Source organism: Maribellus sp. CM-23 (genome assembly GCF_021354595.1).
Lineage (GTDB): Bacteria > Bacteroidota > Bacteroidia > Bacteroidales > Prolixibacteraceae > Draconibacterium.
The window spans coordinates 41,538-66,812 of the sequence record NZ_JADWYJ010000003.1 but is presented as its reverse complement, the minus strand read 5'-3'; the positions used below and the strand labels follow the sequence as shown (position 1 = coordinate 66,812).

Sequence of the window (25,275 nt, the reverse complement as noted above, 5' to 3'; positions counted from 1 at the left end):
GTTATCATGGCTAAACGCGTTTTTGAAATATCACCCAATCATCTTACTTACGACATTATTCAGGACATTCTGGAGAACGACACAAAACTGGAGCTTTCCGACATTTCTGTTGAACTCATCCAGAAAAGCAAAAAATACCTCGACCGCAAACTGGAGCGTGCCGAAAAACCATTGTATGGCATCAATACCGGTTTTGGTGCTTTGTGCGACATTGAAATTTCAAAGGAAGACCTGAGCAAACTACAGGAAAACCTGGTGGTTTCGCATGCCTGCAACGTCGGTACCGAAGTTCCGGCTGATGTGGTAAGACTGATGCTATTGCTAAAAGCACATGCACTTTCAAAAGGAAACTCTGCCGTACAGTTGATCACCGTGCAACGCATACTCGATCTTTTCAACAACAACATACTTCCTGTGGTACGCGAACAGGGATCGCTCGGAGCAAGCGGCGACCTGGCACCTTTGGCCATGTTATTCCTGCCCCTGCTGGGTTTGGGGGAAGTAAATTTTGAAGGAAAGCAAGTCAGTTCGGCCACTGTGCTTGAGAAATTTGGATGGGATCCGATTAAGCTTGAAGCCAAAGAAGGACTGGCGCTTTTGAACGGCACGCAGTTTATGAGCGCCCACGCCGTTTACACCCTGCTAAAAACGTTCCGGATCATCGATCAGGGCGATATTATCGGGGCACTTTCGCTCGATGCGTTTGATGGCTTGCTGGAACCTTTTTCTGAAAACATTCAACGTATCCGCCCCCACAAAGGACAGGCAGAAACAGCCCGTAATTTCCGACATGTACTGGCTGGCAGCGAAATGCAGGCGAAACACAAGGCGCATATCCAGGACCCCTACTCTTTCCGCTGCATTCCGCAGGTACACGGGGCAGTGAAAGACGCCGTTAAATACGTTTCAAAAGTTATTGAAACCGAGATCAACTCCGTAACCGATAATCCTACAGTCTTTCCCGACGAAGACCTGATTATTTCGGGTGGTAATTTCCATGGCGAACCGCTGGCCCTTTCGCTCGATTTTCTGGCCATGGCACTGAGTGAACTCGGAAGTATCTCCGAAAGAAGAACCTATCGTTTGATCTCCGGAGAACGCGAACTGCCTGAATTTTTGGTAGCCAACCCGGGACTGAACTCGGGCTTTATGATCCCGCAATACGCCGCAGCTTCCATTGTAAGTCAGAACAAGCAGCTTTGCACACCTGCATCGGTTGATTCCATCCCCTCGTCGAACGAACAGGAAGACCACGTAAGTATGGGAGGAAATGCTGCGACCAAAGCCTTGAAAGTGGCGCTCAATACGGAGAAAATTTTAGCCATAGAACTCTACAATGCCGCACAGGCAATGGATTTTCGGCGGCCGGTAAAAACCTCTCCTTTCCTTGAAAATTTTCTGAAAGATTACCGCAAAAAAGTAAGTTTTGTAGAAGAAGACACGGTTATGTATGTGGGGATCAATAAAACCATTGATTTCCTGAACCACACCAAAACAAAAAGATTGGCCAGAAAATAAAAATTAAAATCCGCTGAGCGGTTAAAAAGACAGCTTTTCTTTTCGCTTTACATTTCCTTCTTCATCGGCAAGAAGAAAATAACGGACAAGCTCTGTGTCGCGAATAATGAGTTCGTATTCCCGTTTGTCGTCACACTCAATCAGGATCGCATTCATTAATTCGCCATGCTCAGCCGCCGTTTCCGTCACCTTTAGCGGAAGCTCCGACAAGGGCAGATTTATTTTCAGGCAAACAAAAGCTCCGTCCTTCCGGTAACTGGCAATATTCTCCAGGTCGTTCCGGTAAAAAACGGCCTCAAACAAATCGCCTGTTCGCTGCCACTCGATATTGATCGTATCCGCAAACTGTTCCGCAAACTGTTTCTTCACCGGTTCCGGCACCTGTATTTCATTCCCCCCGGAAAATATCTTCTGAATAAAATTTCTGATCTCCATGTTTTTCTTTTTTTGACGATAAAACCCCTTAAAGTAACTCCCCTGTTACTCTTTTTTAAATTCGGTCTGAAACAAATAAACAACCCTTGTACGAGCCCTTTTTAAACGCATTTTTACAGCATCTTCGCTGATTTGAAGTGTTTGTGCAATGTGTTTTCCCGGAAGATTGTCCTGGTATTTCATAAGCAACAAGGCTTTTTCTTCGGGATGGATCATCTCCAATATCTTCAAAAGATTCTCGTAGCTCAGGCTTTCCAGGTCGGCTTCTTCTTCATCCGGAATGTCGGGAATTTCGTTTTCGCTGTTCCAGTTCGGATAGTGCAGCTTTTTTTTGTGCCGCAGATAATCAATCGAATAATTGTAGGTAATGGCGTAAAGCCACGACGAGAAGCGCGCATTCCCCTTAAAACCGGGCAGCTTTTCGTAAGCCTTCGAGAGAATGTCGTTGGCAAAATCTTCTGCCTGGTCACGGTTTTTAATAAAGCTGTAGCATTTGTCAACCACTTTTAGGTAATAGCGTTTATACAGCTCTTCAAAAAGCGCTGTTTTGTTCTCCGCAATTATTCGCCTCACCAGCTCCTCATCATCAATTCCTGCAAGTTTTTCCTTCACCATAATTCAAGAAAAGAAAAAAAATTTTTGTTACCCGCGTTACTTCAAAATCTACCTCCGTCTAAATGTAAATTTCGCACTTGAGTAAAAGTTAGGCGAAATTACTTTTTCAAATGAATTTGATGATAAAAAAGAAACTTTACGTTTAAAAAATGAGAACAAAATTTTTGACTTTGATCGCAGCCCTGAGTGTGGCTGTATTGTTGAGCAGCTGTGGAAAAGTTCCTCAAGCTGAAATTGATGCTGCTAACGCCGCTATTGAAGCTGCCAAAACTGCCGGAGCCGACGTATATGTTACCGCCGACTTTACTGCGTTGCAAGACTCGATGAGCGCTGTTACCCAAAGTGTGGAAGCTCAGAATGGTAAACTGATTAAAAACTATAGCAAGGTAACCGAGCAACTGGCAGTTGTAAACCAGCTGGCAGCCGAAGTTACTACCAAAACTGAAGCTCGTAAAGAAGAAGTAAAACTGGAAGTTGCTGCCCTGCAAACCGAAGTAGCCAACCTGCTTGCTCAAAACAACGAACTGGTTGCCCAGGCTCCGAAAGGGAAAGAAGGCGCGGCTGCACTGGAAGCCATTAAAGGCGACATTGGCGTAGTAGAAGCCAGCATTGCCGACGTTACTACCCAGGTAGCTGCCGACCAGTTATTGCCTGCTCTTGACAAAGCCAAAGCTGCCAAAGAAAAAGCAGTTGCGCTTAACGCCGAGCTTACAGAGGTGATTGCCAAATACAGCAGTAACAGGAAAAAATAAGTGAGTTTAGCCAAGTAAAAAACCTGTAACTTCCCCGGAATATATCTGTTCCGGGGATTTTTTTCAGGCTTGTTTTTTTAAATGAAGGTGAGAAGAAGAACGATTGCAGGAGTTGGAATAATTGTTTTGGCGACGGCCGGATTGGCTGTTTGGATCTACAAAGCGCCAAAGCCACCACTCAATGAAATGAAAATGGCCCTTGAAAGTTTAAGCGAGGCCAAAAAAGCAGAAGCACAGACATACGCAGCAAGCACTTACAAACAGGCCGAGCAGGCGTATGATTCGGCAATGGTTTGCTGGGCCGAAGAAAACAAGCACTTTTTTCTTTTCAGGAATTATACCGACCTGAACAAGTGGATAGCTGTTACCATTGAAAAAGCAGCAGAGGCAGAAGGACTTTCCGGAAAACGATTAAAATCGGCAGGAAGCAAATTACGGGAGGGAATTGCGCTACTGGAAAGGAAAATTGATACCTACAAACGCTACTATAAACATTTGCCCTTACCTTCCAACGTTTCAAAAGCACATCACAAAGGAGTTATAAAACTGTCGGAAGCAAAATTTGCCTGGGAAAACAAGCGTTTGGGCGAGGCAGAAAAAAGCTACCAGCAGGCAAAAGAACTGATCAACTCTTCGAACAGCAAAGCAGAAAACCTGTTAGGCGCCTGGTTTAGCGAACACAGTGCCTGGCAAAAACAGGCCCAGGCAGCCATTCAGCAATCGGCAAACGGGAAAAAGGTTATTGTGGTCGACAAACTGGCACACACCTGCACGGTTTATCAAAACAAAAAGGCCATTCGTACTTTTAACGCCGAGTTGGGTGTAAACTGGATGGGAGACAAAAAAAAGAAGGGCGACAAAGCCACACCCGAGGGAAACTACCAAATTACTCAAAAGAAAAGCGGGGCATCGACAAAGTTCTACAAAGCCCTCTTAATCAACTACCCCAATGCCGACGACCGCAAACGCTTTCAGCAAAACAAAAAAAGCGGACTAATACCCGCAAAGGCTGACATTGGCAACTTAATTGAAATTCATGGTTTGGGCGGCAAAGGACTCGACTGGACCGATGGCTGTGTTGCACTGAAAAACGACGACATGGATGCACTTTACAAACTGGTGGCCGTTGGAACGCCCGTGGTAATTATCGGCTCAATCCGCCCGCTGAATGAAGTAACCGGTAAAAGCATATCAGAATGAAAACGGACATGCTCCATAAATTCCACGGTAAAGCTGCCCAAAAAATAAGTACGCTTTTACGAGGCTGGTTCGGTTCTACATTGATTCAATTAGGTGCCCTGGCAACTTTTACCTGGCTACTATTCGCAGTGGTTCCCCAGCTAAAAGACCAAGCCGTTTTTTACCGTTTTCTTCCGAAACAAGAGGTAAACAGTGTGTCGCCTACCGATGTTAAGATGCTTCAGATAGAAACCATCCAGCTACAAAGAAAGATTGACCGCCTTACCCCCGGCGGAGTTTACCTGGTGATCAACACCACCGACAACACCTTCTTTTTGTACAAAAACAGGCAATTGATCCGCGAAGGAATCTGTTCTACCGGAAGCTACATAAAACTGGAAACCGAAACCGATAAAAACTGGCTTTTTGAAACTCCCAAAGGAGTGTTCTCGATTAAAGGAAAAACGGTTAACCCGGTTTGGAGAAAACCCGACTGGGCGTTTATTGAAGAGGGGCTGCCCATTCCGCGGGCCGGAGATCCCTCGCGTTACGAGCACGGAGTATTGGGCGATTACGCACTTAGTTTGGGAGATGGCTACCTGATACACGGGACACTTTACAAACGCTTCCTCGGCTTGCCCGTCACTCACGGCTGTGTGAGAATGGGCGATGAAGACCTGGAGGCTGTATTTAAAACACTGCCGGTTGGCGCAAAAGTCTTTATTTATTAACATGGAAAATCCGGAATCAGGCATTCGCAAAAAAACATCGAAAAAAAGGTGGCTGGCATTTCTACTGCCCTTCGTACTGCTGTTTATTGTTATTCAATATGCTGCACTGTCGATCGTTTCTGTACAGGAGAAATTACAAGATTTGTCCAAAATCAAGGATGTGGATGTTCCTTTCAACAACGTAAAAGACTCGGCCTGGATCAGCGCTTTTAAGGACCGGAATTGGGTAGAATGCAGGTTAAAAACGTCAAAGACCGATTCCATCAGTCTATCGGTCAACCTAAAAGACAGCATCCTGCAACTGGAACTGAAGGGAGTAGTGATAAAAACCACTCCGATTATAGAATTTAAAACCGATCATTTTTTTGAGGAACTCAACCCGGTGGCTTATCATCATTATTTTGGTGAAGAAACTACCTGTACAAACATGCAGGCAACCATCGAGAAAATTCCTGTGATCGTTAAAAAAGCACCTAAAGACACACTCGAATATGCCAGTCAAAGCCATGTTATTGACACCGTAAAAAACGAAGATGTGCACTGGCTTATCATGCTCGACAATGGGATTGAAATAAGGGTGGAAGGCACTGATTCAAATGCCCAGGCCAATGCGTGGCAAAACTGGTTCTGGCTAAAACAGGATTACCTTGAGATAAAAAACAATCTTGCCCAAACCATTCAATTCCGGGTGCCAGACTATTATCCGGGCATCAAGCTGGTAATTTCAGAAAACGATGCCAAGGCAATTTACCGGGCTTTACCGGCGCAGCCAAAAGTATGCATCCGGTTGTAAGCATTGTATCTTTTTGATTTTAGGGAAGGTCACATTGCTCGAGTTCAAGAGGTCATTGTTATACTCTGAGCGGTCATTGTTTAACTTCAAGTGGTTATTGCAAAGGTCAAATCTGACATTGTTTCAGCTGAAGAAGTCATTGCACGAATCAAACCTGACATTGTTTCAGGTCAAGCACACATTGCAGAGGTTCAAGTGCTTATTGTTTCGATCTGAGCAGGCATTGTTGTAACTCAAGCGGTTATTGTTTGAGTTGAAGAGCTTATTGCAGCATCCAAAGCAGGCATTGTAACAGGAAAGTGGATGCTGGATGCTGGATACCCGATACTTTACTCACTCTGAACACTAAACGCGCAACAAAAAGGCCCGGAAGTTATCTCCCAGGCCTTCGGTATTTTATTACAATTCCCGTATCCAAATATTTCGGTAACTCACCGGGTTTCCGTGGTCCTGAAGAATAATGCTTCCCTTTCCGTGTTTTCGTACTGAATATTCAGGAATGCCAATGTACTCTGTTGGTCCGCGCAGTTTCACATGGTTTTGAACCAGCACTCCGTTATGAAGTACAGTAACGGTTGGCGGCGTAAAATAGGTGCCATCCTCGTTAAAACGTGGCGCGGTGTAAATAATATCGTACGTTTGCCATTCACCGGGCGCTTTGCAGGCATTTACCAGCGGTGCATGTTGTTTGTACAAACTACCTGCCTGTCCGTTGCGGTAAGTGCGGTTGTTGTAGTTATCAAGCACCTGCACTTCGTAGGTTTCCTGCAGAAATACGCCGCTGTTGCCGCGTCCCTGGCTTTCACCTTTAACTTCGGAAGGAGAGCGCCACTCGATGTGCAACTGCACATCGCCAAACACGCGTTTGGTTTTGATAATTCCGGTTCCGGCTTTCACCGTTGCACAACCGTCTTCCACCAACCAGCCGGGTTCTGCTCCCTCTCCGTTTGTCCACTCGCGGCCCAAATCGGTGCCATCGAACAATACAATTGCATCCGAAGGGGCATCCGAAGGCTTTTCGCCCGGGGTGATAACCGATACTTCGGGATCCCAAATTTCGGTCATTTCCGGCTTCATTTGCATCGACTCATCATTCTGAGCCATTGCAAAACCACCGAAAACCATTAAAATAAAAGTTAAAGAAATGATCTTCATGATTTAGTCGTTTTGGTATTAATAAAATCGGTGGCCGGTCAATGTAACCGGCCACCCTGATATGTTTTTAGCTCAAATTTTCTTCGGACGAAAAAGAATTACAGTCCAAGCTCTTCCATAATGGCATCAATTTTTGCATCGGCCTTTTGTTCGGCCGCATCAAAATCAGCCCGCGCTTGCAACTCGCCTTTTACTTCAAAATAGAACTTAATCTTTGGTTCCGTTCCCGATGGGCGAACCGAAATTTTGGTTCCTTCCTGGGTGAAGAACTGCAATACGTTGGAAGTAATTTTCTGATCGATCTTTTTCTCTTCACCGGTAATCAGGTTTTTCGCCACCAGCGTTGAATAATCTTTCACCCATTCCATTGGCGAGCCACCCAGTTCTTTCGGAGGGTCGTTGCGGAATTTGGTCATGATTTGCTGAATTTCTTCGGCACCCGTTTTCCCCTTCCGAACCACGTATTTCATCTTCTCGCGCGAGAATCCGTATTCCAGGTAAATATCCTGTAAAAGTTCGTACAAACTCTTTCCCTGATCCATTGCCCAGGCAGCAATTTCAGCCATTAACGCACAAGCGGAAACAGCATCCTTGTCGCGCACAAAATCAGACGGCATAAAACCAAAGCTTTCTTCGCCACCGCCTATGTATTTTTTGACGCCTTCATTCTCCCGAATCACTTCGGCAATAAACTTAAAGCCGGTGTACACATCGTAATATTCGATGTTGTTGCGGCGGGCCACTTCGGCAATCATTTCGGTGGAAACAATGGTTTTCACCACAAACTCGTTGCCTTTCAGTTTTCCCTCTTTCTTCATGTTTACAATAATGTAATAGAAGAAAAGCAGGGCGGTCTGGTTTCCGTTCAGGATCACGTATTCTCCCTTGTCATTTTTCACCGCTACACCAATCCGGTCAGAGTCGGGATCGGAAGCCATCACCACATCGGCATTTATTTCAGCAGCTTTTTGTGTTGCCATTTCCATGGCTGCCGGTTCTTCCGGGTTGGGAGAAACAACGGTTGGAAAATCACCACTCACCACATCCTGTTCCGGAATGTTGATGATGTTGGTAAACCCAAAAGCTCTCAATGCATCTGGAATCAGTTTCACTCCCGTCCCGTGAATGGGCGTGTAAATGATCTTCATGTCTTTGTGACGCGCGATCACATCGGGAGAAATGGAAACCTTTTTCACATTTTCAAGGAATTTATTGTCCATCTCCTCTCCCATTATTTCGATCAAGTCATCGGGGCCGTCAAACTTAATGTCTTCGGGTTTAATCCGGGCCACCTCGTTTACAATGTTCTCGTCGTGCGGAGCAACAATCTGCGATCCATCGTCCCAATAAGCCTTGTAGCCGTTGTATTCTTTCGGGTTATGAGAAGCCGTAAGGATAATTCCGCTCTGGCACCCCAATTCGCGAATGGCAAACGACAGTTCCGGAGTTGGACGCAAATCTTCAAACAAATAAGCTTTGATGCCGTTGGCGGCAAATATTTTGGCACTGGTTTCGGCAAACAAACGACTGTTGTTCCGGCAATCGTGACCAATCGCTACTTTAATTTCCTCAAGGTCAGCAAAATTCACTTTCAGATAATTGCTCAAGCCCTGAGTGGCAGCACCTACGGTATAAATATTCATCCGGTTGGTACCAACACCCATAATTCCGCGAAGACCACCGGTTCCGAATTCCAGGTTTTTGTAAAAAGCATCTACCAATTCAGCAGGATCTTCGGCATCGAGCAGAGCCTGCACCTGTGCACGTGTTTGTGCATCGTATGTATCAGAAAGCCATTCTTTTGCTTTCGCTTTTACTTCCAGTAATTCATTCTTCTCCATAACTTATATTTTTTCCAATCTTTGTAAACAAACTTTTAAACTATCCCTCCAGTAGGGTATCCGAACTTCAAAAGTATTCCGAATTTTCGATTTATTCAACACGCTGTAGTGCGGTCGTTTGGTAGGCGTTGGAAACTGCTCGCTGCTTAGCGGATTTACCTTGCATTCCACTCCGGCCATCTCAAAAATAGCCACCGCAAAATCGTACCAACTGGCAACTCCTTCGTTCGAAAAATGGTAAATACCGGGAACAAATGCGGATGCATCTTTCTCGCACAAACGAATGATACCGAGCACAGCGGCCGCCAAATCAGCTGCGTTGGTGGGTGATCCAACCTGGTCGAACACCACTCCCAATTCGCCTCTTTCGCGCCCCACGCGCAACATCGTTTTTACGAAATTATTTCCGTAAACCGAATACAGCCAAGCAGTGCGAATAATAATCGATTCAGGATTTTGTGCCTGAACATTTCTTTCTCCGTCTAATTTAGTCTGACCGTAAACTCCCTGCGGATTTACTTTATCCTCCTCTGAATAGGGTTCACAGGCATCGCCGGCAAAAACATAATCGGTAGAAATATGTATGAGTTTAATGCCGTATTTCTTTGTCACTTTGGCAAGAATACCGGGTGCCAGCGTATTTACTTTCGTGGCAACCACAACGTCCGTCTCTGCTTTATCCACGGCAGTATAGGCGGCACAATTGATCAGAAAGTCGATACTTTTACCGGCTATGAATTGATTCACCGCATTTTCATCCGTAATATCGAGACTATCGACATCTGTAAACAGAAAATCCCATTCCGGATATTCTGAACGAAGCGTTTTTAATTCGCTTCCAAGCTGTCCGTATGCTCCGCTTACTAAAATTCGCATGTTAAAAACTGAAATTCATTTGAGCCTCAACAAACAAAGGCGCCTCAAGGTCTTTCTCTGAAACAATGGCCAGTTTCTCATTCACTTTCCAGTCGATGTTTAAGTTCCGGTCAAAAGGATGGATCGATCGTTCGGCTTCCTTGTTGTAAAAATTATCGCATTTATAAGTAAAAATAGCTGTTTCGCTCAAAACCGAAAAGCCGTGTGCAAAGCCCCGCGGAATAAATAACTGTTTTTTATTGTCGGCGCTCAATTCCACTCCAAACCATTTTCCAAAAGTAGGGGACCCCGCACGCAAATCAACCGCCACATCCAACACTGCACCTTCTATTACACGCACCAGTTTTGCCTGTGCAAACTCGTTTAACTGGTAGTGCAATCCACGCACCACCCCTTTTCCCGATTTTGATTCATTGTCCTGAATAAAAGAAGCGCTGATTCCCGCTTCCCGGTAACGATCCTCCTGATAGGATTCAAAAAAATATCCTCTGCTGTCGTCAAAAACCCGTGGTTCAATAATCAGCAAACCCGGAAACCCGGTTTCAATTACATTCATTGATTAAAAAGAAATAATTTGTTTTTCGGCCAGGCTCAAAAGATACTGTCCGTATTGATTTTTACTTAAAGGTTTGGCTAATTCTATCAGTTGGTCCTTGTCAATAAATCCTTTTTTGAAAGCGATTTCCTCGATACACGACACTTTTAAACCCTGGCGCTGCTCGATGGTGGCAATAAAGTTTGATGCCTGCAGCAAACTATCGTGTGTACCTGTATCAAGCCAGGCAAATCCACGGCCAAGAAGCTTTACATTCAGTCTGTTTTCGTTGAGATAAAGCCGGTTCAAATCGGTAATTTCCAACTCTCCCCTTTTCGAAGGCTTTAAACCTTTGGCTTTTTTCACCACATCGTTTGAATAAAAATACAAACCGGTAACCGCATAATTCGACTTTGGTTTTTCCGGTTTTTCTTCAATACTGATCACCTTCCCGTTTTCGTCAAACTCAACCACACCGTAGCGTTCAGGGTCGTTCACATAATACCCGAAAACCACAGCGCCATCTTTCAGGTTGGCCGCCTGTTCCAGAACTCCGCTAAAATTATACCCGTAGAAAATATTGTCGCCAAGGATCATACAAACATTGTCGTCACCAATAAATTCTTCACCCAAAATAAATGCCTGTGCTAAACCATCAGGCGAAGGCTGCACTACGTAAGATAATTTTAATCCCAGCTGCGAACCATCTCCAAAAAGATTTTCATACAAAACAATATCTGTCGGGGTCGAAATGATCAGAATCTCCCTGATTCCGGCCAGCATAAGCACCGATAACGGATAGTAAATCATTGGTTTATCGTAAACCGGTATAATTTGTTTTGAAATGGAACGGGTGATCGGATACAGACGTGTTCCGGAGCCTCCTGCTAGAATTATTCCTTTCATATCTTTCAAATTGTTTTGTTCAAAAGTTATAATCTGTGTTTTAAAGTTTTCCCAGTGTATTGAAACTCCGAAGAGCTTAAACCGTTACGTAAGTATGCGAGCAAATGTACCATTTTTGAACCATTTGGCATTATAAGTATTTGAAAGTATCTGAACTTATCTCAAATTCGGAGTACGGAAAGCTATTTTTTTGGCTCAAAACCAACAAAATAGGCGAAAACTTTTGCAGGGTATGAATTAAGTTATAATTTTGCGCGCGATTTTTATCAATATAATGTCTAACTCATTAGTTTATTAAGAATTACATGACAGAAGAAAAGAAAGTAAATCTTGAGGAGGAAGTAAAAGAAACTCCTGTTCAGGAAGAAGCGGCAGCAGCCGTGAAAGAAGAAGTTGTTGCAGAAGCAGCAGCAGAGGCAAAACCGGCTAAAGCAGCCAAAACAGAAAACAAAACAGAAGAATTTGACTGGGCAAGCCTGGAAGTCGGCAGAGATGCTTATTCTGAAAAAGAAAGAGGCGACCTGGAAGACCTTTACAACGACACGCTGAACACCGTTTCAGAAAAAGAAGTTCTGGAAGGAACTGTAATATCTCTGAACAAAAGAGAAGTAGTTGTTGACATAGGTTACAAATCAGACGGTATCGTTAGTTTGAACGAATTCCGTTACAATCCGGAGTTGAAAGTAGGCGATTCAGTAGACGTTTACATCGAAAGTCTGGAAGACAAAAAAGGACAGATGATCCTGTCGCACAAAAAAGCCCGTGCTACCCGTTCTTGGGAACGTGTTAACGAAGCTTTGGAGAAAGACGAAATCATCAAAGGTTACATCAAGTGCCGCACAAAAGGTGGTATGATCGTGGATGTATTCGGAATCGAAGCATTCTTGCCAGGATCGCAAATTGATGTGAAACCTATTCGCGACTACGATATTTTTGTGGGTAAAACAATGGAATTCAAAGTTGTTAAAATTAACCACGAATACCGTAACGTTGTTGTTTCTCATAAAGCACTTATTGAAGCTGAACTGGAACAACAGAAGAAAGACATTATCGCTAAACTTGAAAAAGGCCAGGTACTGGAAGGAATCGTTAAAAACGTTACTTCGTACGGTGTATTCATGGACCTTGGTGGTGTTGACGGATTGATCCACATCACTGACCTTTCTTGGGGACGTATCAACCATCCGAGCGAAATCGTTGAACTGGATCAGAAACTGAACGTGGTGATCCTTGATTTCGATGATGACAAAAAACGTATCGCTCTTGGCTTGAAACAACTGACTCCTCACCCATGGGATAACCTGGATGCTGAGCTGAAAGTTGGCGACAAAGTAAAAGGTAAAGTAGTTGTTATTGCCGACTACGGTGCATTTGTTGAAATCGCACCTGGTGTTGAAGGTCTGATCCACGTTTCTGAAATGAGCTGGAGCCAGCACCTGCGTAGCGCACAAGACTTCTTAAGCGTTGGCGACGAAGTGGAAGCTGCTATCCTCACACTGGATCGTGAAGAACGTAAAATGTCACTGGGTATCAAACAACTGAAAGAAGATCCATGGGCTAACATTGACACTGAATACGGTGTTGGTTCAAAACACACTGCAACGGTTCGCAATTTCACCAACTTTGGTGTATTTGTTGAAATCACAGAAGGTGTTGACGGATTGATCCACATTTCAGACCTGAGCTGGACTAAGAAGATCAAACATCCATCAGAATTCACTGCTATTGCTGAGCCAATTGAAGTTGTAGTTCTGGACATCGACAAAGAAAACCGTCGTTTGAGTCTTGGCCACAAACAACTGGAAGAAAACCCATGGGATGTATTCGAAACCATCTTCACTCCTGATTCAATTCACGAAGGAACTGTGGTTGAATTGATGGACAAAGGTGCAGTTATCGCCCTTCCTTATGGTGTTGAAGGTTTTGCTACTCCACGTCACCTTGTAAAAGAAGACGGATCTTCAGTTAAACAAGATGAAAAACTGGATTTCAAAGTAATCGAATTCAACAAGTCGGCAAAACGTATCATCGTTTCGCACTCAAGAATTTTTGAAGATGTAAAACGCGCTGAAGAAACTGAGAACCGCAAAACTCAGTCACGTTCTAACAAACGTGCCATGAAATCAGTAAGCGATAACATCGAGAAAACAACTCTTGGTGACATCAGCGAATTGGCTGCTTTGAAAACTCAAATGGAGCAAGAAGAGAAAAAAGACAAATAAGCAGTTGGTTATTTTAAACTGAATTTCGTAAATTGAAACCATGACGTTCGATATTCAGAAATGCGGATCGTATACTTTGGTAAAAGTAAACGCCGACAGATTAGATACCAACAACGCTCCCGATCTTAAATCGGAATTGGTTCTTGTCAATAATGAAGGTGAAAAAAACATTGTTCTCGACTTAAGTAACGTTACTTATTGCGATTCTTCGGGTTTGAGAGCAGTTTTGGTAGCCAACAGGCTTTGTGAAGATGCCATAGGAACATTTATTCTATGTGGCCTTCAACCTGATGTGGAAAACCTGGTTAAGATTTCGATGCTGCACACGGTTCTGTTAATTACAGATACCGCTGAAGAAGCCGAAAGATTACTGGAAAAGAAGGATAACCTGTAGAACAGAAATGTCTTTCGAACTGACCATATTGGGAAGTAATTCAGCATTACCAACTTCGAACAGATATCCAACAGCCCAGGTACTTGAAGTACCTGGGTTTTGTTTTTTGATCGATTGCGGGGAAGGTACGCAAATTCAGCTGAGACGCAACAAGATTAGTTTCAGCAAGATCCGGCATATTTTTATCTCCCATCTTCACGGCGATCACTATTACGGATTGATCGGGCTAATTTCGACCATGAACCTGATGGGAGTTAAAAGTGACTTGCATATTTATTCCCATTCCGAATTAAAAGACCTGATTCAGCCACAGCTTGATTTTATTCGCGGCGATATGACGGTTAAGCCCATATTTCATCCGCTTAATTTTAAAAAGCCTCAACTCATTTTTGAATCAAAGAAAGTAGAAGTGCTTTCTTTTCCGGTGAAACACAGTATTCCAACCTGCGGCTTTCTTTTCAGGGAAAAACAAAAGCCGGCGAATATCCAGAAAGATATGATCAAGGCCTACAACATCCCCATTGCTTCCATCAAGGATATTAAAGCCGGGGCTGACTTTACAACTGATGAAGGACAGCTTATTGCCAACGCCGATCTTACCATTCCTTCACCCAAACCAACTTCTTACGCTTTTTGCACCGACACGGCTTTTTATCCTATTAATGCAGATATTTTAAACGGAGTTGATTTGCTGTACCATGAAACAACATTCCTGGAGGAACTCAAAGAATTGGCAGGGAAAACACTTCATTCCACCACAAAGGAAGCGGGAGAAATGGCCAAACTTTCCGGCGCAGGGAAACTTCTGATCGGACATTTTTCGGCTCGTTTTAAAGACATTTCGCGTTTTGTGCAGGAAACCAAGGAAGTATTTCCCAATACAGAAGCAGCCATTGAGGGACGCAAACACACAATCTGAAACGCTACTCCATTTCGTCGAAGAACCCCTTGTCAAAATTAACCAGGTACAGTTTTTTTGTTGGCCGGGTAAAAGCCGTATACAACCAGCGGTAGTATTCGGTATCAAGCATATCCTCCACCAGATATCCATGATCAACAAAAACAGCTTTCCACTGTCCCCCCTGGGCCTTATGACAAGTTAACGCATAAGCATACTTTACTTGCAAAGCATTGAAATAGGGATCTTCCTTGATCTTCTTCCAGCGTTCCCGCTTGTTTCGTATCTCCATGTAATCTTCCGAAACAGCCTCAAACAAACTCCGGTTTTGATCGTTCGAAAACGAAGCTGTTTCAATTGTCAGTGTATCCAGAAAGATCTTACAGTCAATTTCCACGTTTTCGTAGTCAACAAACCGTAAACTAACATTCACAAAACGGAAACCGTACAATTCTTCGTAACCGTTTATTCCAATAATCTCCGCAATGTCGCCATTGGCTATAAATTCAATTCCGGAATCAGGCGTTGCCCAGAAATAGTTATTCTTCACCACCATCAGCAGATCGCCTTTCTCGATTTCGTTCTCTTTGTACAAAATAGAACCTCTGATCCCCTTGTTAAAAACATTTGCCCGTTTGTTGGAACGCGTGATTACGGTGGTATCAAACAATCCGTATTTATCGTAACAGGTAGTAAGCGTTTCGATCAGTTCTCCTCCCGATATTCTTGTAACATCGTCAAATCCCTCCATTTGTATGGGAAAAAAACCTTCAAAATCGGGCGTGTCTCCAATAATGCTTCTTAATTCCGTAGCATTGCTCAATATTCCTGAATCTTCGGCCTGCCTGACCACATCGGTAAGTTCAATTTCCTGTACGCCAAAACCATAGTGTTCCAACTCGGCGGCTTCCAACGCCGGACTAATGCTTAATCCCACAGGAGGTAGCTGAGCTGTATCTCCGACCAAAATCAGCCGGCAATTTACTCCCGAATAAACATATTCCAGCAAGTCATCCAGTACCCGGCCACTTCCAAAAACCGAGTTTTCGCCTAACTCGTTGGAGATCATTGACGCTTCATCCACAATAAAATAGGTGTTCTTGTACAAATTCTTGTTCAAAACAAACCTCCCCATTCCATCCGAGGTTGTTTGCTGCCGGTAAATGGTTTTATGAATGGTGTAAGCGGGTTTGCCTGTGTATCCGGCCATCACTTTGGCAGCCCTCCCGGTTGGAGCCATCAATACCGAGCGTATTTTGAGTACATCCAAAACCTGGGTCAACGCATGCATCATAGTCGTTTTTCCGGTACCCGCATACCCTTTAATCAAAAGCAGCTCATCGGGTTCGTTGGAAGTAATAAAACCGGCCAAAACATCGATCAAAAGCCGTTGGCTTCCCGTAGGTTCAAAAGGCAATTTCGAGGTAAGAAGATTTATCAGGTGATTTTTGATCATACGCCTAAAATAACTTTTTGTAAAGGAAACTAATTTGTTTTTTTTTATAAATTTGCAGGCAAACGAAAAATGAACCTATAAAAAAATAAAAATGAGAACCGTAATTCAGATCTTGCTGGTTGTTGCTGCAGTTGTTATAACATATTTTATTTATCAAAGTGTTCAGCGCCCTATTGAATTTGATAAGGCCAAAGAAGCGCGTTATGCTGTAACTATCCAGAAGCTTAAAGACATTAGAAAAGCCCAGGTTGCTTATAAGGATGTGTATGGAAAATTCACAGGAAGTTGGGATACCTTGGTTGACTTTGTTGCACACGACTCAGTACGTAACATTAGAGCTATCGGTGAATTGACCGACAGTATGATTGATGCAAAAATTACGGAAAAGAAAGCCATCCAGATGGGTTTGATCATTCGTGATACCGTTAGAGTGAGCGTTATTGAAGCACTTTTTGGAGGCAACTACGACGCCAACAGCTTACGTTATGTTCCGGTTCCGGGTGAGCCAACAGAATTCCATTTGGCACAAACCATTCTTACAACAGGTTCAGGTATTAAAGTTCCTCTTTTCGAAGCAAAAGCACATAACAACGTTATTCTTCGCGGACTTGACGAACAACTGATCATTAACATGAATGACCAGCGTCGTACCAACGATAAATATCCCGGATTAAAAGTGGGTTCACTCGAAGAAGCTAATAACAACGCAGGAAACTGGGAATAAATCACATGTATGACTATTTAAACGAATCTTTTCGTAACGAAGAATCATTACAATACATATTATCCATTCAGGTTAGCCTGAATGGATTTTCTTTTTGTATCCGCAAAGCAAACGACAACAGCCTGCTGGTTTTCAAACATACTGATCTGAAAATTAGCAACGAACAACTCGTTGCCAGACGACTGGAAGACTGGATACACGAAGAAGAGCTTTTACAAAAAAAGTACAAAGCACTGGAGCTTATTTGGATGGGGCCTCATTTCACCTTGCTCCCGGATAACCTGAATGAAGAACAAATCTTTTCAGACACTATTCGGATGCTATTTCCTGTGCAAACAGAAGAATATGCGGTTTCAAACATTGAACAACTGAATGCCCGCTTGCTTTTTCTGCTGCCAACCGAACTGAAACGTTTCCTGAACGACCACTTTGAGTCTTTCCAAATACGGCATGGAGTAGAAAACCTGATCCGCCAAAACGAGAAAGACGCACAGGAAAAACAAGTTCGCCTTTTGTTTGACGAAAAGGAATTGTACATTATTTATTTTGATGAAGGGCAACTGAAACTGTGTAATGCCTTTAGCATAAAACACGCAAACGATGCGGTTTATTACATCTTAAGCGCTTTAAAGCAATTCAAGGTTACGCCCAAAAACATTTCGGCTTACCTGGCCGGAAAGTCCGTATTTCTAACAGCTTCCTGCGAGATGCTGGAGAAATACTTCCGCTCGGTGGATTACTTTGTCCCCTCACCCAGTGCGACAAGCGGACTTGATCAAAAAACCATTTCAGAATATCCCTGTTTATTTAACGGAAAATGAGAATAGTTGGAGGAAAATACAAAGGAAGGATGTTTCATCCCGGGAAGAAGTTTAGAGCGCGGCCAACCACTGATGTTGCCAAGGAAGCACTGTTCAATATCCTTGAAAACCGTTACGAGTTTTCCACCAAAAATGTGCTGGATCTTTTCTCCGGAACCGGAAGTATGGGCTACGAGTTTGTCAGCCGGGGCTGTAAACAGGTAACACTGGTTGAAAGTGACTTTGTTCATTACAAGTTTATACTGGAAGTTCTGGAAACGCTGGAAATTGAGAATGCACGGGTTTTCAAAGCCGATGTATTTAAATTTCTGCAAAAATCGCACGACTCATTCAACATCATTTTTGCCGATCCACCGTTTAATTTAACTTCATTTCAAACCATCCCTGATGTGGTACTTTCTGCCGGAATATTGGCGCCCGAAGGTGTTTTTATTCTGGAGCACCCGAAAGAGTTCGACTTTAGCTCACACCCGGGTTTTCGGGAAATAAGAAATTACGGGAAGGTTCATTTTAGCTTTTTTGAACAATAAAAGCCCTCAACGTTTGCTGAGAGCTTTCCTCTTTTTCAATTTCCAATCCACTTAATCCAGCTTCCGTTTAATGCTGCAGCCAACAGGTTTGGTTTCCTTGGTGGCTATTTCTTTGCCTTCCGACAAACTGGAGATAGCATCCTTCAAATAGGCCTGTTTAACACCGTCAGCACTGTCGTAGTTATCATCAATGGCACCTTTGTAGGCCAGTTCAAAATCTTTATTGAAAAGGAACGCATGAGGCGTTGTCTGCCCTCCGTAAGCATTGGCAATTTGCGACTCTTTATCCACCACATAGTAAAACCGGTAGTCCTGCTCTTTTGCCTTTTTTTTCATGGCCTCCATCGAATCTCCCCCATCCCGGTTTTGGTAATTTGAATTCAGCACGATCATCCCTACTTCGTTTTTATCGGCCCAGGCTTTTAGATCGTTGTACCTTCCCTCCCATTTCATTACAAACGGACAGGTATTCCCGGAAAACAAAACCAACAAGCCGTTTTCCTTTTTCACGTCGTTCAACGAAACCTCTTTCCCGGTAACGTCCATCATTTTAACGTCGGTCAATACAGCCTTGTCTCCTATCGAAAGCTTTCCCATTTTGTTTTCGGCATAGCTTGAAACTCCCATCAGTAGCATTATAAAAACCATTAATTCCTTCATAATCCTTGGCATTAAATTAAACACTTAGTTGTCTGTATATCAAACAAGCAGCAACAAATATTGGTTCATACTCTAAACAAAAACCGGCGTGAGGGGTTTCTTGGTTGAAAACGATACGAGATGAAACTGGATTCGATAAGAAGAGACTATAAAAAGGCCGCTCTCACCAAGAAAGAGGCGGCATCCGATCCCATTCACTTTTTTTCGCAATGGATGAATGAAGCGCTTGAACTGGACTTGCCTGATGCCACTTCCATGGCCCTGACAACGGTTGGAGAAGATGGTTTTCCCCAATCGAGAATTGTGTTGCTAAAAGATTTCGGGAACGATGGATTTACCTTTTTTACCAATTACCAAAGTGAAAAAGGAAGAGCCATTGCACAAAACCCAAAAGTCAGCCTTCATTTCTATTGGGCGGAACTGGAACGGCAGGTCCGAATTACCGGGACTGCCGAAAAAACAGTAGAAGAAACTTCGGAACAGTATTTTCACTCGCGCCCACTCGACAGCCAGATTGCGGCAGCTGTTTCGGCACAAAGCACCGAAGTCCCTTCTCGTGATTACCTGGAAGAGAAATTTGCTGAAATGAAAAGCCATTTGAACGGAGCCGATCCGAAACGTCCCGAACACTGGGGAGGCTATTTGGTGCATCCTTTAAAATTTGAATTCTGGCAAGGCCGCGCAAACCGGCTACACGATCGCATTGTGTACGAAAAGCAGGCTGAAAACTGGAGCATCAAACGACTGGCTCCCTAGAAATCGAGGTTCAGTGTTCTCTTCAAAAGTGCCAGGTTCGGGTTTCTTTCGGCCATAGCCTGGTATTTTTCAATGTCGGAATAAATGATCTTTTCGCGTTTTATTTCCGTCACAAGGGTTTTCAGATTGATGTTGGAATTCCGAAGCTCTTTTCTCAGGTAAGAAACAAGTTCGGGGCGAATTTCTGCCAGCATCTCATCCTGAATGCGGTTATCAATTTCCAGCAGCAACGAAAAATCATCCATAATTTTTGGCAGCACCGATAAAGTTGCCTTTATACTCGGACGGTCTTCAACCCGGGGCAAAAAGGCGTCCCACTTTTCCTTTAACTGTTCTTCGGTAAACGGATTGGTCTCTCCGGCCTTCGAATAAAGTTCGTGCTGTTCTTTGGCTGATATCTGCTTTTCGTCGTCGAATTCGCCCTTTAAAGCCCGCTTGATCGATGGAGTACTCAAACCTCCGTTTCTTCGTTTTACAATCCGGGGTGCAGGCTGAGACGAATTAGCATCAGCTTCCTTTGCAACCGGAGCCGCTGCAGGTTTCGACACCGGCCTGGATGTTGGAGTTACCGGAGCTTCTTCTTTGGTTTCTACGCCGGTAAAAATAGGTTCCAGAATATCATCCGGACCGTCAGCTATTTTTTTTTTAAGGTTAGCTGTGCTATCCTGATTAGGGCAAGCTCAATGAGAAGACGTTTGTTTTGGCTCACTTTGTAGCTCATGTCGCACTCGTTGGCAATCTGCAAAGCTTCCAGCAGAAAATCGCTGTTGGCAATCATTGCCTGCGCCTTGTATTTTTCCTTGATGTCTCCGCCCACTTCCAGCAACTGAACCGTAACCGCGTCTTTACACACCAAAATATCGCGCAGGTGGCTGCTTAATCCGGTAATAAAATGATGCCCGTCAAAACCATGATTCAGAATGTCGTTGAAGATCATCAACACTTCCGTTACATTGTTTTTCAGAAATTCATCTACCAAACGGAAATAGTAATCGTAGTCCAACACATTGAGGTTGGAGATCACATCTTGGTAAGTAATGTTCTTTCCGGAGAAACTAACGATCTGGTCAAAAATAGAAAGGGCGTCACGCATGGCACCATCGGCTTTCTGCGCAATAATATTTAAACCGGCACTTTCCACCTCCACACTTTCGCTTTTTGCCACGTATTCAAGGTGAGTGGTTATTTCAGCCACACCAATACGGTTAAAATCGAAAATCTGGCAACGCGACAAAATCGTTGGAATAATTTTATGCTTCTCGGTGGTAGCCAAAATAAAAATAGCATGCTTGGGTGGTTCTTCCAGTGTTTTCAGAAAAGCGTTAAACGCCGCCGAAGACAACATGTGAACCTCATCGATGATGTAAACGCTGTATTTTCCCATTTGCGGAGGTACCCGCACCTGGTCCGTCAGTGTTCGGATATCATCCACCGAGTTGTTCGAAGCCGCATCCAGTTCATGGATATTAAACGAGCGGCTTGTGTTAAAAGCCTTGCACGATTCGCATTCGTTACAGGCTTCGGTATCCGGAGTAAGATTGGTACAGTTGATCGTTTTGGCAAAAATACGTGCGCAGGTAGTTTTTCCCACACCACGCGGACCACAAAACAAATAGGCGTGTGCCAGCTGCTTGCTTTTAATGGCATTTTTTAGCGTTCCGGTAATGGAAGCCTGTGCCACCACCGTTTCAAATGAGTCTGGTCTGTATTTTCTTGCCGATACGATGAAATTCTCCATATTCACTCTAGAAGTTGACCAAAGATAATTAAATATGGCTTTTTAACTGCCTTTTTTTATTAACATAGAAAGTGGCATTTTTAGAACCGATTGATTGTGAAAAGCTTAATTAGCCGGATTCCTGTGTTAAAAATTACATTCAGCTTCTTCTCCCTTTTCCAGGTTCAATTCTATTTCTTTTTCTTGATACACCAGCTTCACTTTTCCTCCGTTTAACGCAAGAACTTTGGCTGAAATCAGCTGATTGTTTTCCCATTCCATAGCCACTTCAAAATTCCCTCTTGCTTTCAGGCCTTTTACACTGCCTGTTTTCCATTTTTCGGGCAAAGCTGGGAGCAAACGAATAATACCTGGTTCATGCGATTGCAACAGCATTTCGGCAATACCTGCAGTTGCTCCCAGGTTTCCATCAATTTGAAAAATACGCGGAGGATGCAAATCGAAAAGATTATTGGTCATTTGTTCCTTCAGCAGTGCATTAACATGTTTGTAGCTTTCGTTTCCATCGAGCAAACGCGCAAAAAAGCTGATCATCCATGCCCGGCTCCACCCGGTTTGCCCCCCACCCGAAGCCAATCGACGCTCCAGGGTTTTACGGGCAGCTGCAAACAATTCCGGGTTCGAAGGATTAATTTGTGCCGAAGGGTAAAGTCCGTACATGTGTGAAATATGACGATGTCCGGGTTCCTGTTCTTCATAATCTTCAATCCATTCCATTACAGTTCCGTTGGCACCTATCTTTATTTCCGGTAAACGTTTCAACACCGAGTCAATTTCGTTGGTGAGTTCCTGTTTTCCCAAAATGCTTTCAGCTTCTTTACAACTGTTTAGTACATCCCGGATAATCTGAATATCGATACTTGCCGCAACAGTGTTTGCCAAAGGCTTTCGGGTTTCCGGGTGAATGTATTTGTTTTCGGGAGAATACGAGGGAGCTGTAACCAGTTGTCCGTTTTCATACTCGCTCAGAAAATCCATTATAAAACGCGAAGAGCCTTTTATTAAAGGATAAGCTGTTTCTTCCAGGTAATCTTTGTCAAGCGTAAACTGGTAATGCCGCCATAAAGTCTGGGTCATCCAGGCACCGGCCAATGGAAAACTGTATCCCACATTCACCTGGTAAGTTTTTGTTGAAGCAGAAGGTGTTGTACGCCCAAAAACATTACTTGCCGTGTGCGACATCCATCCATCTGAGCCGACGTACTTTTTAGCCGTCTCGTGTCCGTTGCCTGCCAGCTTTTCGATGTAATTGGAAAGCGGGTGAACGGTTTCCGACAGATTGCAAACCTCTGCCGGCCAGTAATTCATTTGCAAATTTATATTCATGTGGTAGTCCGATTCCCAGGCAGGCCACATGTCTTTATTCCAGATACCCTGCAAGTTGGCAGGTAAAACGGCCTTGCCACCCGAACTGGTAATCAGTAAATACCGGCCATACTGAAACAATAACTGATTCAGGTAAACATCGTCGATACCTTCTTTTAAATGTTTCAGCCGAACATCGGTCGGAACCGTGTCCTGTTCCATTTGAACCAGGTTTAAATCAACCCGTTTGTACATTTCCGCGTGTTGCAGAACATGGGCATCACGCAATTCCTTAAACGATTTTTTTGATGCCAGCTTAACTGTAGTTTCTGCTTTCGAAAAGCTATTAATGCTTTCATCATAATTCAATTTTTGCACATCGAAATTGGTTGCCCCACTCATAATCAGTGTAAACGAGCTCGTTTCTGTTAGTAAGAGCGAAGTATCTGTTTTGCTTACTTTGCCATCGGCATCAAGCACTTCGGCCAATCCGGCGAATTTCATGTGCAAACCACCTTTTCCCGATCCGCCTGGATTATCATCGTATCCGTCCGGGTCGTCAAAAATCTGCCCTGTCATTTTCAGCCCCTTGTCAAGCACTTCGGTTGTTGCATCTTTCTCCCTTTTAAAGGCAATAGCAGCGTCAATCTTCTCCCCGTCTAAACTTTCAAAACGATAAACCAACACATCATCAGCCGCCGACACAAATGTCTGACGCCGAAAACGCTTTCCTGCCACGGTATATTCAACCGTAGCAATGGCGGTGCTTAAATCCAGCTCCCGGCGGTAATCCGTAGCTTCCGGGTGGTCAAAATCAATAAGAATATTTCCAAACGGAACATAAGGCCGGAAACTGGTAGGACTAACTGCCAGATGTTCCATTGCATAATCAAAAGCTTCTTCAAATTTGCGATCGAGGTTTAATTGCCGGTACTTCTCGTAATGCACTCCAACATTTTCAGGATACGGTTCCTCTTTACAACCAGCCCAAAGGCTCTCTTCGTTTAACTGAAGATCTTCTTGTTGAACTCCCCCATGCACCATCGCCCCCAAACGGCCGTTTCCGGTGGGTAAAGCTTCCAGCCAGTTGTTGGCCGGTTGTTGGTACCAAAGTTTTTCGGTAAAATCTTCTTTCCTTTTACACCCCAAAAATACCAGGGCCACTAAAAAAAATAATAATATGTTCTTCTTCATAGTCTCAATACCGGTTTAAAACAGTAAGTTGAATATTGATTTTTGCTGCTTTTTCTTCGTTCTCGGAACAAATATAAACTGATAATTTTTAGGGCACAGAACTCCGTGAGATTTTTGATTACAATCTGACTTAAGAAAAAAAGTTCAGCATACTGCTGCTACCGATAACTTAGCAAACCACTACTTTTTAAAAAAGTGTCCCGGTTTTTCCTCTTCGTGCAGAACCTTTCCGTGAATATTTCCACCCCGCCATTCGGTGCGTGTATTTTTTCGTTTAAAATGAAGACTTTTCTTTTTCTCGTGTTGAAATTCCTGTTTGAAATACTCTACCGAATACAGGGGAATAAATATCAAAAAGAAAATGACCAGCCCGCCAACGATGATCGGTTTGGCATTGTGTGTTGTAAAAAGCTGGACAAAGACAGCCACGGCTTCCACCAACAGCACGCCCGGTCCGCTTGTCATTAACACGATCTTTTTCAACTTTGTCATTTTTCGGATATTATGATGTTGAACCGGCAGCTACCGATGCTGCAGCGGCTGACGCTGCTACCGCCTGAGCAGCAGAAATGGCATCCCGGACAGCGGCTGAAACCGGGTTGCCAACCATCATCATTTTCAGTCGTTTTTTTGCCTCCCTGCGTTGGCGGCTTTCAGAGAACAACCGGTTTAACAAACCTCCCGGCACCAGGAAAGAGAGCAAAATGAGATGTTCCTCTTCACGCGTTCCTTTTAAAATCAGATTCCGAATCTCTGTTTCCAGGCTTCTTAATTCCTGTGAATTAATCACAAAAGGCTTCTTCCATTTAAAGAAAAGAAAATGTTTGTCCTCCATGCGAATCAACCGCTGATCGAGCAATCCTTGTTGAACTTCTCCCCGGATGTATTTTAATGAAAAATAGAATTTATTGATCCACCGGGATATCTTTCGCGGACTTTTTGCCTCACTCATTTTTAACAGAAGAAAACGGTGCAGTTCATTCTCGGTTTTTGTGGTCAATACAACAATACGCTTGTTTTCGAAGCGGATTTTTTTCTGCATAAAAAGTTCCATAAACAAGGCTCCCAACAGGATGTAATCAAGTGCAGAGTAGCTGTGTGAACTAATTCCCCCTTTGTCGGGCCGAATGGCTAAAAAATATAGTTTCTGTGAAAGAGGAAGTGGCGTTTCCATTTTTAATTGATTTTGATTTTTCCTTACTTTATGCGTATTAAAAACACCATCAAAAATTACAAATAAA

General features: G+C 43.6%; 26 protein-coding genes. 12 read left to right on the top strand and 14 right to left on the bottom strand.

Annotated elements, in window-relative coordinates:
* Positions 1-6: 6 nt before the first annotated feature.
* Entirely contained in the window at positions 7-1,518 is a 1,512-nt protein-coding gene (hutH, locus tag INQ51_RS11315; RefSeq protein ID WP_233378082.1) for a histidine ammonia-lyase, read from the top strand.
* 21 nt (positions 1,519-1,539) lie between these two features.
* Here hutH and INQ51_RS11310 read toward each other — a convergent pair whose 3' ends face one another.
* Both INQ51_RS11310 and INQ51_RS11305 read right to left on the bottom strand, forming a co-directional pair.
* Complete coding sequence (locus INQ51_RS11310) at positions 1,540-1,953, bottom strand: hypothetical protein (RefSeq protein ID WP_233378081.1); 414 nt, start codon at positions 1,951-1,953, stop codon at positions 1,540-1,542.
* Between the two features lie 45 nt (positions 1,954-1,998).
* On the bottom strand, positions 1,999-2,568 hold the full coding sequence (locus tag INQ51_RS11305) for an RNA polymerase sigma factor (RefSeq protein ID WP_233378080.1): 570 nt from the start codon (positions 2,566-2,568) through the stop codon (positions 1,999-2,001).
* Between the two features lie 149 nt (positions 2,569-2,717).
* Between INQ51_RS11305 and INQ51_RS11300 the strand changes: the two genes are divergently transcribed.
* The 4 genes from INQ51_RS11300 to INQ51_RS11285 all read left to right on the top strand — a co-directional run bounded on the left by INQ51_RS11300 (position 2,718) and on the right by INQ51_RS11285 (position 6,023).
* Positions 2,718-3,320, top strand: coding sequence for a hypothetical protein (locus tag INQ51_RS11300; protein ID WP_233378079.1), 603 nt, complete (start codon positions 2,718-2,720; stop codon positions 3,318-3,320).
* A gap of 87 nt (positions 3,321-3,407) precedes the next feature.
* The gene (locus tag INQ51_RS11295) at positions 3,408-4,520 is read left to right on the top strand and encodes a murein L,D-transpeptidase family protein (RefSeq protein ID WP_233378078.1); all 1,113 of its coding nucleotides are present in this window, start codon (positions 3,408-3,410) and stop codon (positions 4,518-4,520) included.
* Positions 4,517-5,230 (top strand): L,D-transpeptidase, encoded by a 714-nt coding sequence (locus INQ51_RS11290; RefSeq protein ID WP_233378077.1) that lies wholly within the window; start codon positions 4,517-4,519, stop codon positions 5,228-5,230. The genes INQ51_RS11295 and INQ51_RS11290 overlap by 4 nt, the downstream gene beginning before the upstream one ends.
* Before the next feature lies 1 nt (position 5,231).
* The gene (locus INQ51_RS11285) at positions 5,232-6,023 is read left to right on the top strand and encodes a hypothetical protein (RefSeq protein WP_233378076.1); all 792 of its coding nucleotides are present in this window, start codon (positions 5,232-5,234) and stop codon (positions 6,021-6,023) included.
* 399 nt (positions 6,024-6,422) lie between these two features.
* Here INQ51_RS11285 and INQ51_RS11280 read toward each other — a convergent pair whose 3' ends face one another.
* From INQ51_RS11280 to rfbA, 5 genes are all read right to left on the bottom strand, one after another.
* Positions 6,423-7,178 carry a DUF1080 domain-containing protein gene (locus INQ51_RS11280; RefSeq protein WP_233378075.1) on the bottom strand — a complete coding sequence of 252 codons (756 nt, stop codon included), beginning with the start codon at positions 7,176-7,178 and terminating at the stop codon, positions 6,423-6,425.
* A 98-nt stretch (positions 7,179-7,276) separates the two neighbouring features.
* Positions 7,277-9,019 carry a phospho-sugar mutase gene (locus tag INQ51_RS11275; protein WP_233378074.1) on the bottom strand — a complete coding sequence of 581 codons (1,743 nt, stop codon included), beginning with the start codon at positions 9,017-9,019 and terminating at the stop codon, positions 7,277-7,279.
* A gap of 3 nt (positions 9,020-9,022) precedes the next feature.
* Positions 9,023-9,895 carry a dTDP-4-dehydrorhamnose reductase gene (gene rfbD / locus INQ51_RS11270; RefSeq protein ID WP_233378073.1) on the bottom strand — a complete coding sequence of 291 codons (873 nt, stop codon included), beginning with the start codon at positions 9,893-9,895 and terminating at the stop codon, positions 9,023-9,025.
* Between the two features lies 1 nt (position 9,896).
* Positions 9,897-10,451, bottom strand: a complete 555-nt coding sequence (gene rfbC, locus INQ51_RS11265) for a dTDP-4-dehydrorhamnose 3,5-epimerase (protein ID WP_233378072.1) — start codon at positions 10,449-10,451, stop codon at positions 9,897-9,899.
* A gap of 3 nt (positions 10,452-10,454) precedes the next feature.
* A complete protein-coding gene (gene rfbA, locus INQ51_RS11260; RefSeq protein WP_233378071.1) occupies positions 10,455-11,336 on the bottom strand; it encodes a glucose-1-phosphate thymidylyltransferase RfbA in 882 nt (293 codons plus the stop codon).
* 305 nt (positions 11,337-11,641) lie between these two features.
* Between rfbA and rpsA the strand changes: the two genes are divergently transcribed.
* Genes rpsA through INQ51_RS11245 form a run of 3 tightly spaced genes read left to right on the top strand, consistent with a single transcriptional unit; the run spans position 11,642 to position 14,871 of the window.
* Positions 11,642-13,558 (top strand): 30S ribosomal protein S1, encoded by a 1,917-nt coding sequence (gene rpsA, locus INQ51_RS11255; RefSeq protein ID WP_233378070.1) that lies wholly within the window; start codon positions 11,642-11,644, stop codon positions 13,556-13,558.
* A 40-nt stretch (positions 13,559-13,598) separates the two neighbouring features.
* Positions 13,599-13,952 carry an STAS domain-containing protein gene (locus INQ51_RS11250; protein WP_233378069.1) on the top strand — a complete coding sequence of 118 codons (354 nt, stop codon included), beginning with the start codon at positions 13,599-13,601 and terminating at the stop codon, positions 13,950-13,952.
* Positions 13,953-13,959: 7 nt separating this feature from the next.
* Complete coding sequence (locus INQ51_RS11245) at positions 13,960-14,871, top strand: ribonuclease Z (protein WP_233378068.1); 912 nt, start codon at positions 13,960-13,962, stop codon at positions 14,869-14,871.
* Between the two features lie 4 nt (positions 14,872-14,875).
* Here INQ51_RS11245 and INQ51_RS11240 read toward each other — a convergent pair whose 3' ends face one another.
* Positions 14,876-16,306 carry an ATP-dependent RecD-like DNA helicase gene (locus tag INQ51_RS11240; RefSeq protein ID WP_233378067.1) on the bottom strand — a complete coding sequence of 477 codons (1,431 nt, stop codon included), beginning with the start codon at positions 16,304-16,306 and terminating at the stop codon, positions 14,876-14,878.
* Positions 16,307-16,397: 91 nt separating this feature from the next.
* Here INQ51_RS11240 and INQ51_RS11235 point away from each other — a divergent pair, with 91 nt between their 5' ends.
* The 3 genes from INQ51_RS11235 to rsmD are packed head-to-tail and all read left to right on the top strand — an operon-like array spanning position 16,398 to position 18,381.
* Entirely contained in the window at positions 16,398-17,030 is a 633-nt protein-coding gene (locus INQ51_RS11235; protein ID WP_233378066.1) for a hypothetical protein, read from the top strand.
* A gap of 5 nt (positions 17,031-17,035) precedes the next feature.
* Positions 17,036-17,851: a DUF3822 family protein gene (locus INQ51_RS11230; protein ID WP_233378065.1), complete on the top strand. Its 816-nt coding sequence runs from the start codon at positions 17,036-17,038 to the stop codon at positions 17,849-17,851.
* The gene (gene rsmD, locus INQ51_RS11225; protein WP_233378064.1) at positions 17,848-18,381 is read left to right on the top strand and encodes a 16S rRNA (guanine(966)-N(2))-methyltransferase RsmD; all 534 of its coding nucleotides are present in this window, start codon (positions 17,848-17,850) and stop codon (positions 18,379-18,381) included. The genes INQ51_RS11230 and rsmD overlap by 4 nt, the downstream gene beginning before the upstream one ends.
* 51 nt (positions 18,382-18,432) lie before the next feature.
* Here the strand turns inward: rsmD and INQ51_RS11220 are convergent, their stop codons facing one another.
* The gene (locus tag INQ51_RS11220) at positions 18,433-19,041 is read right to left on the bottom strand and encodes a thioredoxin family protein (RefSeq protein WP_233378063.1); all 609 of its coding nucleotides are present in this window, start codon (positions 19,039-19,041) and stop codon (positions 18,433-18,435) included.
* A gap of 120 nt (positions 19,042-19,161) precedes the next feature.
* Between INQ51_RS11220 and pdxH the strand changes: the two genes are divergently transcribed.
* The gene (gene pdxH, locus INQ51_RS11215) at positions 19,162-19,797 is read left to right on the top strand and encodes a pyridoxamine 5'-phosphate oxidase (RefSeq protein ID WP_233378062.1); all 636 of its coding nucleotides are present in this window, start codon (positions 19,162-19,164) and stop codon (positions 19,795-19,797) included.
* On the opposite strand, the gene INQ51_RS11210 is transcribed toward pdxH, so the two are convergent.
* From INQ51_RS11210 to INQ51_RS11190, 5 genes are all read right to left on the bottom strand, one after another.
* On the bottom strand, positions 19,794-20,345 hold the full coding sequence (locus INQ51_RS11210; RefSeq protein WP_233378061.1) for a hypothetical protein: 552 nt from the start codon (positions 20,343-20,345) through the stop codon (positions 19,794-19,796). The genes pdxH and INQ51_RS11210 overlap by 4 nt on opposite strands.
* 86 nt (positions 20,346-20,431) lie before the next feature.
* Positions 20,432-21,535 carry a DNA polymerase III subunit gamma/tau gene (locus INQ51_RS11205; RefSeq protein ID WP_233378060.1) on the bottom strand — a complete coding sequence of 368 codons (1,104 nt, stop codon included), beginning with the start codon at positions 21,533-21,535 and terminating at the stop codon, positions 20,432-20,434.
* Positions 21,536-21,661: 126 nt separating this feature from the next.
* Positions 21,662-24,034, bottom strand: a complete 2,373-nt coding sequence (locus tag INQ51_RS11200; RefSeq protein WP_233378059.1) for a glycosyl hydrolase family 95 catalytic domain-containing protein — start codon at positions 24,032-24,034, stop codon at positions 21,662-21,664.
* 180 nt (positions 24,035-24,214) lie between these two features.
* Positions 24,215-24,526 (bottom strand): hypothetical protein, encoded by a 312-nt coding sequence (locus INQ51_RS11195; RefSeq protein ID WP_233378058.1) that lies wholly within the window; start codon positions 24,524-24,526, stop codon positions 24,215-24,217.
* 10 nt (positions 24,527-24,536) lie between these two features.
* Complete coding sequence (locus INQ51_RS11190; RefSeq protein WP_233378057.1) at positions 24,537-25,208, bottom strand: GOLPH3/VPS74 family protein; 672 nt, start codon at positions 25,206-25,208, stop codon at positions 24,537-24,539.
* Positions 25,209-25,275 lie beyond the last annotated feature (67 nt).

Bases quoted from the DNA above. Each gene is read 5' to 3' on its own strand.
- hutH (WP_233378082.1), top strand. From the start codon at position 7: ATGGCTAAACGCGTTTTTGAAATATCACCCAATCATCTTACTTACGAC.
- INQ51_RS11310 (WP_233378081.1), bottom strand. From the start codon at position 1,953: ATGGAGATCAGAAATTTTATTCAGAAGATATTTTCCGGGGGGAATGAA.
- INQ51_RS11305 (WP_233378080.1), bottom strand. From the start codon at position 2,568: ATGGTGAAGGAAAAACTTGCAGGAATTGATGATGAGGAGCTGGTGAGG.
- INQ51_RS11300 (WP_233378079.1), top strand. From the start codon at position 2,718: ATGAGAACAAAATTTTTGACTTTGATCGCAGCCCTGAGTGTGGCTGTA.
- INQ51_RS11290 (WP_233378077.1), top strand. From the start codon at position 4,517: ATGAAAACGGACATGCTCCATAAATTCCACGGTAAAGCTGCCCAAAAA.
- INQ51_RS11285 (WP_233378076.1), top strand. From the start codon at position 5,232: ATGGAAAATCCGGAATCAGGCATTCGCAAAAAAACATCGAAAAAAAGG.
- INQ51_RS11280 (WP_233378075.1), bottom strand. From the start codon at position 7,178: ATGAAGATCATTTCTTTAACTTTTATTTTAATGGTTTTCGGTGGTTTT.
- INQ51_RS11275 (WP_233378074.1), bottom strand. From the start codon at position 9,019: ATGGAGAAGAATGAATTACTGGAAGTAAAAGCGAAAGCAAAAGAATGG.
- rfbD (WP_233378073.1), bottom strand. From the start codon at position 9,895: ATGCGAATTTTAGTAAGCGGAGCATACGGACAGCTTGGAAGCGAATTA.
- rfbC (WP_233378072.1), bottom strand. From the start codon at position 10,451: ATGAATGTAATTGAAACCGGGTTTCCGGGTTTGCTGATTATTGAACCA.
- rfbA (WP_233378071.1), bottom strand. From the start codon at position 11,336: ATGAAAGGAATAATTCTAGCAGGAGGCTCCGGAACACGTCTGTATCCG.
- rpsA (WP_233378070.1), top strand. From the start codon at position 11,642: ATGACAGAAGAAAAGAAAGTAAATCTTGAGGAGGAAGTAAAAGAAACT.
- INQ51_RS11250 (WP_233378069.1), top strand. From the start codon at position 13,599: ATGACGTTCGATATTCAGAAATGCGGATCGTATACTTTGGTAAAAGTA.
- INQ51_RS11245 (WP_233378068.1), top strand. From the start codon at position 13,960: ATGTCTTTCGAACTGACCATATTGGGAAGTAATTCAGCATTACCAACT.
- INQ51_RS11240 (WP_233378067.1), bottom strand. From the start codon at position 16,306: ATGATCAAAAATCACCTGATAAATCTTCTTACCTCGAAATTGCCTTTT.
- INQ51_RS11235 (WP_233378066.1), top strand. From the start codon at position 16,398: ATGAGAACCGTAATTCAGATCTTGCTGGTTGTTGCTGCAGTTGTTATA.
- INQ51_RS11230 (WP_233378065.1), top strand. From the start codon at position 17,036: ATGTATGACTATTTAAACGAATCTTTTCGTAACGAAGAATCATTACAA.
- rsmD (WP_233378064.1), top strand. From the start codon at position 17,848: ATGAGAATAGTTGGAGGAAAATACAAAGGAAGGATGTTTCATCCCGGG.
- INQ51_RS11220 (WP_233378063.1), bottom strand. From the start codon at position 19,041: ATGAAGGAATTAATGGTTTTTATAATGCTACTGATGGGAGTTTCAAGC.
- pdxH (WP_233378062.1), top strand. From the start codon at position 19,162: ATGAAACTGGATTCGATAAGAAGAGACTATAAAAAGGCCGCTCTCACC.
- INQ51_RS11205 (WP_233378060.1), bottom strand. From the start codon at position 21,535: ATGGAGAATTTCATCGTATCGGCAAGAAAATACAGACCAGACTCATTT.
- INQ51_RS11200 (WP_233378059.1), bottom strand. From the start codon at position 24,034: ATGAAGAAGAACATATTATTATTTTTTTTAGTGGCCCTGGTATTTTTG.
- INQ51_RS11195 (WP_233378058.1), bottom strand. From the start codon at position 24,526: ATGACAAAGTTGAAAAAGATCGTGTTAATGACAAGCGGACCGGGCGTG.
- INQ51_RS11190 (WP_233378057.1), bottom strand. From the start codon at position 25,208: ATGGAAACGCCACTTCCTCTTTCACAGAAACTATATTTTTTAGCCATT.